This is a genomic window from Moritella viscosa, from assembly GCF_900120065.1.
GTDB classification, from domain to species: Bacteria; Pseudomonadota; Gammaproteobacteria; order Enterobacterales; family Moritellaceae; genus Moritella; species Moritella viscosa.
Genome location: NZ_FPLG01000001.1, coordinates 25,770 through 40,178 on the forward strand (window position 1 = coordinate 25,770; position 14,409 = coordinate 40,178).

12 protein-coding genes and 2 pseudogenes are annotated in these 14,409 nt (G+C 37.8%); 10 read left to right on the forward strand and 4 right to left on the reverse strand.

Features of this window, described 5'->3' with window-relative positions:
- The first annotated feature begins 31 nt into the window (after nt 1-31).
- The 3 genes and pseudogenes from BT797_RS00120 to BT797_RS24045 all read left to right on the forward strand — a co-directional run.
- Nucleotides 32-1,264 (forward strand): S1 family peptidase, encoded by a 1,233-nt coding sequence (locus tag BT797_RS00120; RefSeq protein ID WP_075470766.1) that lies wholly within the window; start codon nt 32-34, stop codon nt 1,262-1,264.
- Nucleotides 1,265-2,545: 1,281 nt separating this feature from the next.
- Entirely contained in the window at nt 2,546-2,881 is a 336-nt protein-coding gene (locus tag BT797_RS24040) for a hypothetical protein (RefSeq protein ID WP_211705386.1), read from the forward strand.
- Nucleotides 2,869-3,165 (forward strand): annotated as a pseudogene (locus BT797_RS24045) (heme-binding beta-barrel domain-containing protein); the annotation flags it as partial. The gene BT797_RS24040 and the pseudogene BT797_RS24045, both read left to right, overlap by 13 nt.
- 567 nt (nt 3,166-3,732) lie before the next feature.
- Here the strand turns inward: BT797_RS24045 and BT797_RS00135 are convergent.
- The 3 genes from BT797_RS00135 to BT797_RS00145 form a co-directional block, all read right to left on the reverse strand.
- Nucleotides 3,733-4,623, reverse strand: a complete 891-nt coding sequence (locus tag BT797_RS00135; protein WP_075470767.1) for a hypothetical protein — start codon at nt 4,621-4,623, stop codon at nt 3,733-3,735.
- 63 nt (nt 4,624-4,686) lie between these two features.
- Nucleotides 4,687-5,625, reverse strand: coding sequence for a DUF3857 domain-containing protein (locus tag BT797_RS00140; protein WP_075470768.1), 939 nt, complete (start codon nt 5,623-5,625; stop codon nt 4,687-4,689).
- The gene (locus BT797_RS00145; protein WP_075470770.1) at nt 5,615-6,679 is read right to left on the reverse strand and encodes a hypothetical protein; all 1,065 of its coding nucleotides are present in this window, start codon (nt 6,677-6,679) and stop codon (nt 5,615-5,617) included. The genes BT797_RS00140 and BT797_RS00145 overlap by 11 nt, the downstream gene beginning before the upstream one ends.
- Before the next feature lie 110 nt (nt 6,680-6,789).
- Here BT797_RS00145 and BT797_RS00150 point away from each other — a divergent pair, with 110 nt between their 5' ends.
- Together BT797_RS00150 and BT797_RS24150 are read left to right on the forward strand one after the other, a co-directional pair.
- On the forward strand, nt 6,790-7,017 hold the full coding sequence (locus BT797_RS00150) for a hypothetical protein (RefSeq protein WP_045108785.1): 228 nt from the start codon (nt 6,790-6,792) through the stop codon (nt 7,015-7,017).
- Nucleotides 7,018-7,030: 13 nt separating this feature from the next.
- Nucleotides 7,031-7,461, forward strand: a pseudogene (locus BT797_RS24150) (transposase); the annotation flags it as partial.
- Between the two features lie 59 nt (nt 7,462-7,520).
- Here the strand turns inward: BT797_RS24150 and BT797_RS00160 are convergent.
- A complete protein-coding gene (locus tag BT797_RS00160) occupies nt 7,521-7,952 on the reverse strand; it encodes a hypothetical protein (RefSeq protein ID WP_045108787.1) in 432 nt (143 codons plus the stop codon).
- A gap of 672 nt (nt 7,953-8,624) precedes the next feature.
- On the opposite strand from BT797_RS00160, the gene BT797_RS24485 reads away from it, so the two are divergent.
- The 5 genes from BT797_RS24485 to BT797_RS00180 all read left to right on the forward strand — a co-directional run bounded on the left by BT797_RS24485 (nt 8,625) and on the right by BT797_RS00180 (nt 14,170).
- Complete coding sequence (locus BT797_RS24485) at nt 8,625-8,747, forward strand: hypothetical protein (protein WP_280522417.1); 123 nt, start codon at nt 8,625-8,627, stop codon at nt 8,745-8,747.
- 680 nt (nt 8,748-9,427) lie between these two features.
- Nucleotides 9,428-10,486 (forward strand): hypothetical protein, encoded by a 1,059-nt coding sequence (locus BT797_RS00165; protein ID WP_075470771.1) that lies wholly within the window; start codon nt 9,428-9,430, stop codon nt 10,484-10,486.
- A gap of 258 nt (nt 10,487-10,744) precedes the next feature.
- Nucleotides 10,745-11,434 carry a hypothetical protein gene (locus BT797_RS00170; RefSeq protein WP_075470772.1) on the forward strand — a complete coding sequence of 230 codons (690 nt, stop codon included), beginning with the start codon at nt 10,745-10,747 and terminating at the stop codon, nt 11,432-11,434.
- Between the two features lie 78 nt (nt 11,435-11,512).
- Nucleotides 11,513-12,640 carry a DNA polymerase gene (locus BT797_RS00175; protein WP_211705602.1) on the forward strand — a complete coding sequence of 376 codons (1,128 nt, stop codon included), beginning with the start codon at nt 11,513-11,515 and terminating at the stop codon, nt 12,638-12,640.
- Nucleotides 12,641-12,661: 21 nt separating this feature from the next.
- Complete coding sequence (locus BT797_RS00180) at nt 12,662-14,170, forward strand: P-loop NTPase family protein (protein WP_075470773.1); 1,509 nt, start codon at nt 12,662-12,664, stop codon at nt 14,168-14,170.
- Nucleotides 14,171-14,409: the final 239 nt, after the last annotated feature.

The following is a 14,409-nucleotide window of genomic DNA, read 5'->3' on the forward strand; positions in this document are numbered from 1 at the left end:
TTCATGAATTTATTTTAAATAAGGAAAGTAAATGGATTTTTTTCAAAAAAAAACGATAATAATTGGAATTTTAATAGCTAGCTCAATTTCTTTTTATTCAAACGCTAAAATTGATAATCGAATAATAAATGGGTATGAAACCAATTCTTCTTTTGAGTTTCTAGCTTATATAGAAAAAGATAATAATTATCGCTGTGGCGGCACCTTTCTTGATGAAAGCCATATTGTAACCGCTGCTCACTGCGTTACAGAAGATAATACGAAGAATACACCTATAGATGTAAACAGATTAAAAGTCTACTTTGGTAGCAATAGTATAGACAAAATGAAAAATACTTTGGGGTTGGTTAGAGGTGTAGACTTGATCACAATACATAATGAATATGACAATCGATTTGGTAGTAATTACCCTAACGATATTGCAATAATAAAATTAAATGCTCCAGTCAAAAGCATAAAAAAAGCAAAGTTACTTGATAATCAAGAATTAAGAGATGCCTTTGAAATCGACCTGAAAAATAGCCTAACCTTAGATAAAAGTTCATTCAATATAGCTAACCCAAATATGATAGCGATAGGCTGGGGTAAAACTGAAAATGGTCAAGTCTCTGAACATTTAAGGCAAACTTACTTATTATCCATCTCAGCCGAAGTATGTAAGTTAAGTCATCCAAATAATGTTCCTAGTTCTAAGGGTTATTTCTGCTCTGATACTTTTAGAGTAGGTCTACCTACAGATACATGTGGAGGAGACTCTGGTAGCCCTATTTTATGGAACTATAAAAATAAAACATATATTGTAGGTTTAGTTTCTTACGGTAGTAATAAATGTGACGCTTCATTTTCTGTTTACACTAAAACTGACGACTATATGAACTTCATCAATTCCAATAGCGATAACCCAACATCGATACTTGAAAGTAGCGATGACTATGTAATCCCTAAATTTTATAATGAGGAGAAAAGCACTACATCTCAAAATACAAAAATAGTCTTTTATAATGGGGCATGGACAACTGTTACAGGAACAGTTAATTACACATATAATGGAAAGAGAGTAACTCAATCTCAGAATGGTTGGTTTCTAGGGTATACAGATTTTAACCTTCCTAAAGGTACTAAAGATGTAGTGTTCATACTGAGCAGAGGAAATATTGAATTTTTTGTTAAGCGATATCAGATAGAAGACTTAGAAGCGAAAGGTCAAGTTGGAGTTTCAGCTTACGGGAATGTAGGCCATACTTGGGCGGCTGAAGACTTTTAACTCGTTCCACCACCTAATTCACACTAAGAGTCTTGTCAGCGTCGTCGAATTTAATCATGTCGTCAACGTAGGTATTTGTATCAATCCATGATTTTTTGCGGAGAATTAGTGGAGGAATGTGGCTTAAAGATAGCTAGAAATAATCTGATTGGCTAAAATTCATAATCGGCAGATCGAGTGTTTAAGTCACTCTAGGCCCACCAATTCTTGATAAGGCTTATGGAGAAATCTGTAAGCTTTTTCTTTTATTCGTCTTTTCATATCCTGTCTCAGCTTAATTCAACTATTGATGATATCTCGTATTCAACTTATAAATCAGATCATGAAACATTTATTTTCGAATTGAAGAAGAATACGAATAAGTGTAGCTAAAAGCTACTTGAGCATTACAATTTAGGCGTAGCATGATAGGCACATTAAAATCCTGACTATTACACCTAGATTAAAAATTAAGAGCTTAAACCGTACTCTTATTTACCTTTCTTTTGATTATTAGCTGCTGCACTTTGCGCTCTAGCCGCAAATGAATCACTCGATACTTTGCCACCATTTTACTTAGCAGCTTGACCTTGAATTCTAGCTGCGGCTTTTGGTGTCATTGGTGTTTTTTGATTAGACATAATTTTTTATCCTTTTTAATTATATGAAATAAAGTGTCTTTGCTTAAGACAGGGTAAGATTAACCGATCCGGTGGGGACAATTAGGGACAATAAAAAAACAAAAACAGATTCAACAGGCTTTAGATGCTTTAGGTTGGAACTATCGGGTATTTGCTGAAATAGTAGCTCTACTTAATAGATACTTAAGAACACTTGAAGATCACCCTGATTATCAAGCTCTTAATTTAGGCAATATATCCATGAGGTATTTGATCATGATTGTATTAGTGCTGAATTAACAGAGCAGTTAACCAACTTTTCTATTGAGCTAGACTCCCAAAATTTTTAACTACCTAATTACCAACACATAAATCTTAGACCGCTGGGTTTGTCACATTAGTCAGACCCTAAATTACTCACCCATGCCTTACACCACTAACCTCTAGAACTCATCATTTCACCCAATTCATTGACGGCGTCGACACTCCTGTAACATGCCTAAGCCGTAACAACTACCAATCACCAGACAGATTAATGAAGATATAATCATAATGTGATATCTGTTACCTGCTCACTCATTGAAAAAAACGATTAAACATATAGTTTTAACCGATTACCCCAAAAGTATTAATGAAGATAATCTTATTGGAAATATTCCACAATAAAAACAAGGTTATAATTATGAATAAAAAAATAACATTATTAGTTTTAATCTCTTTATCTTCGGTAAGTTTTATACAAAATGCTAGAGCAGTTGATTTAGACTTAGGACCATTAACCAACTTAATCGGTACATGGGAAAGTACAAAATTCGGAGGTGTAGATGTTGCGCCAGGGCAGGCCGGTAGTAAGGTTGGTAAAGGTGGTCCTGCTGTTGAACCATATTATGAAACTATTACATTTGAGCCTGCTGCAGATGCAACAAATACAAGTGAGCATCTGCAGCTTTATATTACAAACAAGAAGTTTTTAGAAAAAGAGATAATGGTAAATTCCATGATCAAAGAGGTTATCTGATTTACGATAAAAAAAATCAGATGGTATATAACTCTTTCTGTATTCCAAGAGCTGTATGCGTAGTGGCCGAAGGTAAAGCAGGACAGGTCATTAATTTTGAGAGCTCAACGAGGGGTGTTGCTGAAAGTAAATTTATGACAGAAAAAGATACAACAACTAAATTTAAAATGTCTTTGGATATGTCAGAAAAAGACATATTGAAATACTCTCAAATTACGAGTTTGGAAGTATATGGAGGGAAGTTTACACACACAGATTCAGGTACTTTTAAAAGAAAGAGTTAACAAACACCTAACTAAGAGCGCTAGGTCTGTCATATTAGTCAGACTTAGCCTAGTTGTCAGAACCAGAGACAGACCGGAGTCACTTTCTTACAGGTACAAAAAACACCTGATGTTTCCATCAAGTGTTCTAAAATTTGGAGGCTCTCCCTCGCTATCTTCAATCCATATTTCCCCGCTAATACCCTACGAAAAATCATAAATTGATACCTGCGTTGACGGCGTGATTGAATCCGACGACGCTGACAGGGATTAGGGGGGAAATTGGTGGTGATTAGTTGGGTTGAGGTTAAGTGACCGGAAAACTACCGGAATCAACGGGCAATCTAGGTACGGAATTTCCTGTCCATGATCTGTAAATCACCAGTATTATCAATGTAAGATGAAATAACGGTAAACTATGGTGTATTGGTTCAAACATCACTTGACGGGAAACAGATTTGGGCTGAAAAGGATTTAGCTCAAATTTAAATTAACAGGCACCGTATCAAAAATGGGTAACTGTCAGATTAAATCTGAGCTATTATTTAGGCCCTGTAATTAATTAGTGATTTATTACGGTAAATCTATTCACTTCGTCGCTTGAAAATTGATACTTGACTGGCTTAATAATTTATTAATAAACCCATTAAATGCTTCAATATCTTCTAATGCTATCACTTGTGATGCGATCTCTAATTTAGTATCAACCTTCATTCGATTATCTGATATTTTGGTCACCAATCGGTTTAAAGACCCAAACTTATGGTTCAATTCCAGATTCGTACTTACATATTTTAATTTCCAAATATTATTTGTATCAAAGAGCATACTCGTTTCAACCAAAATGCCTTGCACAAACTCATCATGTTTTTTATTTGTTAACTTCAAATATTGCAGTTCTTTCCTCAACCACGCATCGTTTTCTGTATAAGTTAAGTCTTCAGTAACATAAAGAAAAGCAGAATAAACTACTCGGGAATTAATATTAACGCTGTCTCCCATCGACTCTATATCTTGAACTTCAAACTCTTTTTCACCTAATTCAGACACTACATTTTTATATTGCTCAGTTAACCACTCTTCTCTCGCGTTAGCTGTTTTTTCATGTAGGGTATTTCTGTAGTAAGAGGCATACTCCCCTATATAATAACGTTTTTGATCTTCAACCTGTCCACCATCATCAGTAAAAATGGTATGGGTATCTGTTTCAAACTTCCAACGGTACTGGCTGTTAATCATATTCTGAGGCTGACTGCCTTTTTTCAAAGGTAAGATAACTTTATTCTGGATCCAAGAAGGGGTGTATTGCCAGTTAGTATTAAAATCTGTCGGGTCAACACAATACTGTTTTCCGTTTAATTCAAAGCACACAACGACATGATCAAATCTGTCTAATGAAGGTAATTTAAATCGTGAAGCATCCGTATAGTTTGTTGCAACCAATGCCAAATATGATTTTATGCCAAAATTATCTAACAATGCCTTCAATAATACTGACTTGTCTTTACAATCACCGTAACGATTCTCTAATGTCTTTGCAATCTAATGAGGTGTAATGGCATTACCCAATTCGGATACTGATACATAACGAATATCTCTCGCAGCAAACTCTAATGCACTATAAATAGCACTCTCAATACCATTATTCACAATCTTAGTCTTTAGGACATGTTCAATACCCAGCATATTATTTTCAGCACTGTCCATTTTGGCACTGATAAGTGTGACCACTTCATTCCAGCTAGCCAATCCACCGAGAGAGATAATACCTATTTCATCACGCCAATAAATATTATTATCCCCTTCAAACGCTGCAATATCCTGACCCTGACATATCAATGTTCTATTGTTTTCAGTACAGTTCATAGAGTCAGATTGGTTTGCCCAACGCATTTCTTCACTACCTTGCCAGTTCGCTGTCACTAGGGATAATTGAATAGGTAAACGACTCTCGGTATAAATTGATTTTGACCAGTTAAACTCTTCAACCCTGCGATCAGTAGAAATCTCATAATCTACCACCGACAAGCTGCCCTCTTCTAAAGCAGGAATAGTCAATACAACTTCTTTAATATCATTAAATGCATTTACTGTGTTGGTGTCAAGAATCCTTAATGCAGACGGCGTTATCTGTTTAATTTTGCCTTTACTAGAAATAGATACGACTGATTTAATACGTAACTGCTGAGTTTTCGAGTTGAGGTAAATAATAGCTGTGCCATTGTTTTCAATATCGATAGAGCGGGGGAAATAAGTTATTTCGAGATGTTTTTCTAAAACCTCATCTTGACTGAAAATAACATCAACAGAACGCTTAATTTTTTCTGCTTCACCAGGTTTATCAGATTGCGTTAAAAATTGCTCTGCATAAGTAATATTGTCACTGTTATCCGTCAGTTCCCAGCTTATCAATTCACTGGCAGATAGTGAAAAACAGCTAATCAAGGATATGATGAGTAAAAATCGTATACTAATTTTCATTGCTAAACTCCGTAGCCATTAAAGCAAAATGCTTTTCCCATCGATCATATGCCAACTTAGGTGCTTCAAATTTCCCTATCAGCTCATAGGTGTACTTCGGCCCCTCTAACAAGGTAACTGATGACCATTGATAGCTGTCTGTTACTGTGTTCTTACAGACTAAATTTGCTTTAATAAATGTGCTATCAGCTATAAAAGAGCGGCTTTCGCTACATGCAGGTAAGTCAGTCACTTCTTCTATCCATTGCAAACGGCTATTTATTAATTGCTCAATAGTTTGATTATTTTTAAATTTAAAAATTATAAAATAGCCACTATCCAAAGAGCTTACAAATTCATATTCAGCTGAGCCATCGGAAATGCTGCCCAACGGCACTTGTTGCCAGTTATCGCCACTAAATGTGAGTTTGTATTCGTCGTTAGGATGATGAAAGATATCGTTATTGTTATATGTCTGAATATGATTAAAAGTCGGTATTTTAATATCTGTTAAATAAGATGCGTAAAATTTAATGTATGCAATAAAGCCAATAATTAAACTGACTATTCCAGTCACCAACACCCACTCAAAGATACTATAGCCCTTATCTTTACCCTTAAATTCAACATTCTTTAATGCCAGCTTTAACTGATTTATACGACTATTAATGACCAGATAAGCAATGGAAGATATGAATAATGAAGCCCCTGTGAACCAAATGTCCCATTCACTTTCCCCATTACTCGACATGTATACTGTGCAAAGAAAAATAATAGTGACCGCTAAATAATAATATGGCTTTTTATAAGTCACATTATTTTGATCCTCAAGTTTGGATAGTTCTTGATTGAGAACAAAAAAAGCGAAAGGTTGAAAAAAAGGTACGAATGGCACAAAAAACCACAACCAAGCAATGAACTTATGGGAAGTAAATCGATTTAATTCAGCAACCCTTACACAGAGCCAAAAACACGTATAAAACTGACTAGTTAAAAAATGCAATGGGAATTCCCATCTTCCTTGCCGCGGCATTTTTAATAATTCAACCGGGTAGGGGGCTGTATTCGTTGTCATTTATAAACATCCTAGTAAATATGATGAATTTCAAATTATAATCATTAAACTATGATAATGAAATACATTAATGAATTGAAATTAAAAGAAATTATAAGGTTATTCAATAGGTGGAAGCAGAATTACCTAGAGTCGGCATTCAGATTTTTATCATTCATAGAAAGGCTTTTTGTACCCTTTCTGGGGGGCAAGTAGGTGGCGAGTTGATCTTTTTTGTAGCGATGAAGATTAAAAAACTAGGGCGTAATTGGGTGGAGTTAATTGATATTTGTAAAAGTCTACGCAAGCTTGAATCGCCCCCAGTTTACTCGACACTTTCAAGCCTTATAATGAGGTAAGAAAGGAGTCTCTATGAGCAAACAACATTTCACTGAAGAATTTAAAATTGAAGCTGTACGCCAGATCACTGAGCGAGGCCATTCTGTCGCTGATGTATCCAGTAGACTTGGTGTTTCCACCCACAGTCTTTACGCATGGCGTAAGCAGTTCTCTAAACCTGCGAAACAACGGCAAGCTGAATCTAGCGAGCAGTCTGAATTAAGACTCCTACGCTCGAAGCTAAAGCGGGTAACTGAAGAACGAGATATCCTAAAAAAGGCCGCCGCGTACTTTGCCAGGGAGTCAGTCTGAGATACGGCTTTATCAAGGCTCAAGCAAGTGTGTATAGCATTCGTCGACTATGTAAAGTACTGAACGTTCATCACAGTGGATATTACGCATGGTTGCAACAACCTAGGTCTGAAAGGCAGAAAGAAGATACCAGACTGCTTGGTATAATTAAGCATGATTAACTCCATGAAATTGATATCATGAAGTTAATATGTTTTTGAGATGGTCTTTGTTACGCTAAACGATCGAGAATTGCGTAATAGGAAGATATTACAAAGAAAACCCAAGATAATATAAATTTAACATTTAACTTATATGCTTTAGTTGACCGTAAATACTTTCTTTCAACTCTTGATAGTTGACCAAGTAGCCTATCTTGAGTGTCTTTTGGGATAGCTGGTTTTTCTATCTCATTTATTATTTCTTTTAATTCATCGGAATACTTATGTTTTAAATAGTGCTTATCAAATATTTTCCTAAAAAGATAATATGCTACTAGTGTTAGAGCAAAAAGCCTCACCCAAGTCACATCTATCCCCCAAGTTCCAGTTGTAGCAACAAATAACCAAATCGACTCAGTATCCAGACGTTCGTAATGTTTTACCACTATATCTTCTAATCTAGAAATCCTAGTTTCTATCTTTTCCACTGCTATGTCAGTCATTTCATCCCTTTAATTAATTCATATTCATAATTAGATACATGTTACCTAATCCACTGATACATAACCAACATTCACCCAACACCTAAATCTTAGATCGCTGGGTCTGTCACATTAGTCAGGCCCTAAATTACCTCACCATACCTTACACTCATTGATCACCAGAACTAATCATTACACCCAATTCCTTGACGGTGTCGACGCTCCTGTAACATGCCTGTCTTAGCCACTGAATCTAGCCTGAATTTAACTGATTTTTGCATATTCCTCGACGGTGACGACGGTGTAATTCGACGACGATGTCACTAGATTGATTATTTTTTTTGAATTGTATTTTTGATGGATGTGACTGGTGATTCTATTCATTTGATTTCACCTGTTGATCACGACTAGATCGCCCCCTAAATCCCCCGTAACAGCAGAACTAACGATATGAGCATGAATACCAATCTGTGAATTAATGGCTGGTTCTAGCTGGTAGAATTCATTACTTAACAGATTAAGTGAATAGCATTGAGATATAACAGACCAATTACCATCCGTGGCAATTGGTCATACTTATTCAACACTCGATTCTATCCGTATTTTGGCTTACTCATATCTGAGTTTTACTAGCGTTATTCCATTAGGTTAATAAATTAAATATATATTAATAACTGGATCCTAAGGAACGGAATGTTGGTTATATATTTGTTAGCTAAGTCTGTAAAAAACTGCTGCTGTAATTGGTTGATGTTATTTGGTATGCAGATTGATTGTGATGAGATTACGCTAATGAATATGACTGTTGATATGTAATATGAGATTACTGAGGGAAATATAGTGCTGTGGTAATTTGATTAGTTTTTTTGATTGAGTCGGTGGACAGGACAATAGTTGAATTAAGCTGAGACAGGATATGGAAAGGCGGATAAAAGAAAAGGCTTACAGATTTCTCCATAAGCCTTATCAAGAATTGGTGGGCCCTCGCAGACTTGAACTGCGGACCTGCCGATTATGAGTTTCTTAAAACCCACTTATTTCCAGCCATCTTCAATCCACATTTCCCCGCTAATACCCTACGAAAAATCATAAGTTGATACCTGCGTTGGCGTTGTTGGCATAATTAGACTCGGTGGGGTTGGCAGGGTTAGTTATGGAGATTACGGGGTTGGTGGGGATGAAGTGGAAGTTACCGGAAGAAAACCGGAACAGACCTGAAAGTTTGTGTGCTGTATTTCCTGTCTATAATTCTGGCGTAATTATCAAAGGGCTTTATGACCATATTAACCCTACATTCTGCATCAATATTGACCGCCAAAATAATATTTTTTCTTCATGTTACTGAAATTAATAGGTGTGTTAGATGTTGTTGAATGGGATATGATAGACGCGAAAGCCTCTCGTGATGAGATTAAGTGCGTAAACCCCACCGACTAGGGGTGTCGGAGTTGCATGGGTTGATTTTCCCGTATTTTACCCCCTTAGGAAGATAAATAATGCCTATAAAGTTTAACTTGGATATTAAAGAATCCGACCCTGATATAATTCGTTATCAAAATCTTCTTACAGTTAATAGATTTGACTTAAAGACAAAGAAGCAAGATCTTCCTGATAGCAAGGAAAGCTCTCAATTTAACATTGCTTGTTTTTTTAATTTGGGTGGGTACAAGGGCTACATCGTATATCTTTTGAAAACGGCGAAAGCATTGATTAGCCATTGGAGTGATGAAAATATAGCGAAAATGATGGGGTTCTTAGGGACTGTCAGGAAACACGTTGATGATGATTTACTTCTGAGTGTAGATGGTGCAACTAAGCGCTATATGGGGTTGATTAGCGAATCGAAGGTTGATTTTCTAAATCTAGATAGTAATGACCATATCCTTGCAGCTTTGCCAAATAAAGAAGAAACGAAAGATTTTAAAGAGTCATGGAAGTCACTTGTTGATTGTTTGGTTGAAGATTATGACCTAAATGAAATGCTTAAGATTAGGCAAATTAAAGAATCGAATAAAATAAGTAAGAATGAAATTGCTAAAAAGCATTTGTATTCAGTGCTATCTATGCATGTTTTGGGGGCCGCTAAGAAGTTTAAAGAAACTGATCCTATCATCTCTGATTTTTATGTCGATAAAGTGAAAGATAAACGTGTAAATATGGTTGGTCGCTTGTTGATGGCACACTATTTCTTAACGCTGGCATTGGGTAGCGATAAAGTTCAGACCCCAGATGATTTTCTATGGCTTAGAAACTCTAAGGGTAAAAATATCTCTGAATTAAAAACATTCACTAGGGACTTATACCTCAAAAATTGGGTCTACCTTTATAATAAAGAAAATCCTGGCGCTATTTCTAGCCAAAAGCGTTTAATCCTAATATTAGAGGACCATTTTACTGACTTTGACCTGTCAGATAGTATGCTCAAGAGATTACTCAAGAAATTTCGAACGGAGAATTACTATCACCAAATGTCAGATGATAAGAGAGAAAATGATGCTTATCTATTAGATCCGGATTTGATGCGCCAAATGATGGCTAGAACCCACATAATTTGAAGTAATTGACATACAAGGGCTCGGCATGAACTATTTCTCCCGTAGCCCTTAGACTTGCCCCTATATCCCCCAGTTAACCCTTCCAAAAAACTACTGCTCTGCGGTGGCTTGATGTTGAAACACAAATAGCCCTCGTGACCCTTTCAAGCTTGTGACAAAAAAATATAAATGTTTATTATAGGCATCCTCTAAAGGGAAACGACTACACGATGTAGTTACGGCACTTATGCCTCCCTTTATCATATAGAGGATTCAACCATGCTGAATTTCAATCAAGCTAAACTAAGCCCATCAATTCAACAAGCTGCTACTACTGGCACTACCGTTTCTGTGCGTCGTATTCAAAAAAGTGAAATCGTTCAACTTGGTTTAGAACAAATTAACTTACCCGTAATTACAGAAAAGACAAAACAGCTGGGTCAGATGTACGCGAATGAAACCCACTACTTAGTCATGGGCGAGGATGCTCAAAAGGCGCTATTTAACGATCTTAAGATGAAAGTATTCGTTCAGGCAGTGAATCAATATGGTGAGCAGTTTATTACCATTCTAAATGCGCCAAGTCCAAGCGGCTATACCTGCGGCTATTACGAGACTACTCAGCGAGCGATCCCGGAATTGCAGAAGGGATACGGCCAATTGGTTAATGATCAAGAAAACCAATGTTATCAATTAGAAATGGCTGATCTTCCTCCGTTTACAGGAGAGTTTCCGTCGCTAGAAGAAGCGCTAAACGAAGAGTACAAAAACGCAACTATTCAGCATGGTAATGAAGAAGTATTGGTGCGCTTAGGTAAGACTTTCAGTTCGACGTCAGCAACAACTGAGGAAACCCCGCCAACCCCAGCAACTCAGTCAACCCCAACAACCCTAGATGACGGAGTTGGCGAAGACGAAATTGATTTTGATTTAGATTTAATCGATCCACTTGAAGAACTATTGGGTTAAGCGAACTGGAAACTATCGTGTGGCTGTTGCCAAGGTAGCAGTCTCGTATAGCTAATTATTGTAACCAGAGAGTGGCTTGTGAATATAAGTACACAATTAAGAATCGATCAGCACCAAGTGGAAGGCAGATTCAGTATCAATGGCCTACCACCTGAACAGCTAAATTATGAGCAAAGACAACTAAGGTATCTGTGTTCGCTCGCCCCCGAATATTGGGTTGGATTGGGCTTAGAGCGTCTGGCTGGACATTACAAGGGTAACCCTGATGCAGATATTCGTCAAGAGGTAATAGCCCTTTACCACAAGATTAGTCGTCAAGGATTCCTACTGAACCATGCCGCTTTAGCTAACTTGATTCAAGAATATAAAGAACGATTGCAGGATGCTCCTTTTTCTCCAAAAGAATATAAGGCGCTAGATTGGTTAACTCGCTTACGAACTGATGTTGACGGCAGGTTAAGAACTCCGATCAGACCGTATCATAGCGTTACTGGACGTGCTGGATTGTTAGGGACGACGCCTATCAATGGTTATAAGGTCTTTAGGGAAAAACTCCTAGCAGCTCCGGGCGGAAGTGCTGTTTATTCTATCGACTATGCAGGCTGTGAAGTGGGTATTTTAGCTGCGTTATCGGGTGACAAGCGCCTGTGTAACGATTACATGGGAGTTAGTGATCTATATAGCGAATTAATTGGCCTTGCGCATACGGTCTGTGGTCTGACGTTAGAGAGAGGTCAGCTTAAACGTCTACTGCTGATGTCAATTTATGGTGCGTCCCCGAGAGCTGTTGCTTCTAAATTAAGGATTTCTGAGCCTGAAGCTAAAGCAGTTCAGAAAGCCATTATGGAGCACTATCCGACGGCGTTTAAATGGCTTGAGCAACAAACAGTCATGGCTTACCAAGCGAAGGTAATTCAGTCTCGTAGTTGGCAAATACACGTTTCACGCAAAGCAAAACCGGCCCAAGTGAGAAACTGGCCAATTCAAATGGCAGGTATGGAGATTATTAACAAAGCATGCCTGATAGCAGATCAGAAAGGTTTAAAGGTAGTTGGGGTTGTTCATGATTGTATTTACATCGAGAGCAAAATCAGCAGGTTTGAACAAGAGAAAAAAATATTAGAAGAATCGATGGTCGTAGCATCCGAAGCGTTACTGGATGGCTTTCAACTTAAGACAAACATCGATTTTATCACGAAAAATTAGACAGGATAACAGGTGAGCATTATGGCAATGAAAACGGGTTACTTCATCGAGAAAGAAAAACTTGGAAAAGCAAATTTTGGCGATAGCGTGGTGGCAAAAACTCTTCATCATGTGATTAATGAGTTCGATATTGGTAGAAATGTATACGGTGTGGCGATTCTATCGAGAAAATTGGAAGGCAAAAACCGTCAGACATTTCTTTCTAGAAGCCCTCGATTCGCCCAAATATTACGAGAAGAGATGATGTTGAGTGAGGGCGTTGCTCTAGATAAACCTCAGATTGATGAGATAGCGGAAAAGCTGAACGGCATTGCTGGTATAGCTAAGTACGCATCTGTTACCAACTTAAGAGTAGCACCGACGGATTGCGGCGATGGACGTATCCTTGATGTTGGCGACGAAGCTGGAACCTTGTATCAATTAAAAGATGGTAAGGTATCAGTGATAACGGAAGGCTCTGAAGAACTGTTCATCAGCTCCAGTGATGCGGAGGCATTACCCCCGTTGACTGGAAAAGGTGATTGGAAAAAGTTGCTGCCTTACCTGAATATGGAAAAAAAGCATCAGTTCTTATTCATTGCTTGGTTACTTCATACCATGACTTTAGTCAGAGATCCAGATACTGCCTACCCAATCTTGGTCATCTATGGTGGTCAGGGTACAGGCAAGTCAACGTTCTGTAAGCGGATCATCAGACCTTTACTGGATCCAAGAGCAGCAAAGATAAAAAGTTTTCCCAAAAAGCAGGAAGATTTGGCTATCTCTCTGCAAAATGAGTTTGCTTCTATCTACGACAATTTAAGGTCGCTATCGAAAAGCTGGTCAGACTATCTGTGTATTGCATCTACATATGGCGTCGAAGAAAAGCGTAAGTTGTATAGTGATGGTGATAGCGTTAAGTTTGAGCTTCATGGCAGCCTGATCCTTAATGGTATCCATGACTTCATTGAAGAGCCAGATTTGGCATCGCGATCTATCTATATTTCCATGAAGCAGTTAACGGGTGAGCAGCGTGTCAATGGTAAAGCCATGCTTCAGAATCTAAAGGCAGATTTACCGGAGATCTACACTGGATTGCTAGAGCTATTAGCCCTGATACTTGATGTGCTGCCAACAGTATCTATTAACAAAGCAGGTCGCTTAAACGAATTTTCAAGCTTTTTAGCAGCTTTTGAGGTGGTGACTAAGGTGCCTCAAGGCTATCTTCAAAATTTGTACTTAAAGAATCAGCAGGATAGCGCTCTAGAATCTCTGTATTTGAATAAACTAGCTAAGCCACTGATCCTTCTAGCCCAGAAAGCGGGTGTTCAGGGTCGAAAGTATACGCCTACAGAGTTGTATAATGAGTTAGTTAAGGTCACACCTTACCATGAGCAGAAAGGTGAGTTCCCAGAGAATCCAATACAGTTCGGCCTAAGAATTGATGGATTGATTAGCTCAATGGGCATGGCTGGCATCAGGGTTGAACGGGTTGCACCGAAAAACTCAATCCTTCTGGGTTTACTCGATGAACAGGAGGTAGCTGCATAGTTGAATTAGATAGCACTGAGCCGCATTAGCTTTAACATTTAGAAAAAATGAAGTGGGGGATTAATTCTCACCTCACTTCATCCCCGTAATCTCCTAACTAACCCTGCCAACCCCACCGAGTCTAATTATGCCAACAACGCCAACGCAGGTATCAACTTATGATTTTTCGTAGGGTATTAGCGGGGAAATGTGGATTGAAGATGGCTGGAAATAAGTGGGTTTTAAGAAACTCATAATCG

Excerpts from the sequence above, each read along its gene's own strand:
- BT797_RS00180 (WP_075470773.1), top strand. The coding sequence starts at position 12,662 with ATGGCAATGAAAACGGGTTACTTCATCGAGAAAGAAAAACTTGGAAAA.
- BT797_RS00170 (WP_075470772.1), top strand. The coding sequence starts at position 10,745 with ATGCTGAATTTCAATCAAGCTAAACTAAGCCCATCAATTCAACAAGCT.
- BT797_RS00165 (WP_075470771.1), top strand. The coding sequence starts at position 9,428 with ATGCCTATAAAGTTTAACTTGGATATTAAAGAATCCGACCCTGATATA.
- BT797_RS00140 (WP_075470768.1), bottom strand. The coding sequence starts at position 5,625 with ATGAAAATTAGTATACGATTTTTACTCATCATATCCTTGATTAGCTGT.
- BT797_RS00120 (WP_075470766.1), top strand. The coding sequence starts at position 32 with ATGGATTTTTTTCAAAAAAAAACGATAATAATTGGAATTTTAATAGCT.
- BT797_RS24040 (WP_211705386.1), top strand. The coding sequence starts at position 2,546 with ATGAATAAAAAAATAACATTATTAGTTTTAATCTCTTTATCTTCGGTA.
- BT797_RS00160 (WP_045108787.1), bottom strand. The coding sequence starts at position 7,952 with ATGACTGACATAGCAGTGGAAAAGATAGAAACTAGGATTTCTAGATTA.
- BT797_RS00145 (WP_075470770.1), bottom strand. The coding sequence starts at position 6,679 with ATGACAACGAATACAGCCCCCTACCCGGTTGAATTATTAAAAATGCCG.
- BT797_RS24485 (WP_280522417.1), top strand. The coding sequence starts at position 8,625 with ATGTTGGTTATATATTTGTTAGCTAAGTCTGTAAAAAACTGCTGCTGT.